This window comes from Bradyrhizobium sp. Crot121 (genome assembly GCF_059512385.1).
In genome coordinates, this window is record NZ_JCAMOR010000237.1 from 1 (window position 1) to 1,443 (window position 1,443).

Sequence of the window (1,443 nt, forward strand, 5' to 3'; positions counted from 1 at the left end):
CTAGCATTACAGTTGTCTTTTTGTTTTGAAGTGCGCGCGCTGGGCGGCGGCCTGGTGAGCTCTACGCCAAAGTGACCATGCGATGATGTGTGCGGGTTGGATTCGCTTTCGAGCGAGTCTGATGGCGATGCGTCGGACTTCCTGGATTGACCAACGGATCAATGACGCCGTGGCGACGCATTGGTTTTTGCCGGAGTTCGGCGTTTCGTTTTTTTGGGCGGCAGCGGATTGGCGCGATGACGGATTGCCGCCATCATGGCGAAGGCGAGCATCACCAGGGAGACGTGGCGATGCCAGCCATGCCAGGATCTGCTTTCGTTGTGATCGAGCCCGAACTCGTTTTTCGCGGTTTCAAAGCTGTCCTCGATCGCCCATCGATGGCCTTCGACCGCGACCAGCGTTTCAATTGATGTTCCCGCTGGGCACCAGGTGGTGAAGAAGGCGAGGTCACCATCGGCGATGCGGCGACGGATCAGTAGGCCGCGTGTCCACAAACCATCATTTGCACTGTTGAATGGCTCGGCCTCGAGGTCGGCCAGTTCGAGATAACACCAATCGTGCAGCCGCGGTCCTTTGGTTCCGGCTCCCGCCGACAGGCGCTTCCAGTCGGATGAGCGCCGCGTCCGGGCGATGTCTGCGGCCGTACCGGAGACCGGCGGTCGCTTGCCCCAGGATCGAAACACATGAGCGCTGCTGACCCCGAGCACGTAGCCTTTGCCGGCCCGGCGCAGTTGCTGTTCGATATCGCCAACACCATAGACGGTGTCACCAGCAACCCACTTGAATGGCACAGACGCGGCTATTGCGCCTGCGATCATTCTCGTCGCGAGCTTCGGTTTGGTCGCAAAGCCGACGTCGGCAGGCACATATGCGGCTTCCAGGCGATCCGGATCGTCGGTCCATTCCTTCGGAAGATACAGCGTACGGTCGATGAACGCATGACCGTGGCGCGAAACGTAGGCAACGAAGACCCCGATCTGGCAGTTCGTGACCTTGCCTGCGGAACCAGTGTATTGCCGCGCCACGCCGCACGACGCTTTGCCCTGCTTGAGAAAACCGGTCTCGTCGATCACGAGCACCGCATCGTCATCCGCCAAATGCTCGACGACATAGTCACGCACGATATCGCGCAGGGCATCCGCATCCCAATCCATGCGGCCCAGGATCGCCTGCTGACGCCATGGGCCGGGATCGCCAGCCGCCTCGGCGCGCATCCAACCGGTCTTGCGTTGCTCATCTCCGAGAAGGCCTTCCAGGAACAGGCCCGCATTCCTCGCAACACGTTCTTGCCTGAACAACGGACGTATCCGCTTCTTGATCTCCCGAAGCGACGCCGCCCACAACGCAAGCGTCTCCTCAATCGACGCTGCCTGCGTCCACGATCTTCGAATCATGGTTGCCCATGGATTCAGAAACCCACTAAAAAAACAACTGTAATGCTAG

1 protein-coding gene is annotated in these 1,443 nt (G+C 59.8%); it reads right to left on the reverse strand.

The features are described from left to right. Positions 1-158: 158 nt before the first annotated feature. Positions 159-1,394, reverse strand: a complete 1,236-nt coding sequence (locus tag AC5ZGW_RS46250; protein WP_130231940.1) for an IS701 family transposase — start codon at positions 1,392-1,394, stop codon at positions 159-161. Between the last annotated feature and the right edge of the window lie 49 nt (positions 1,395-1,443).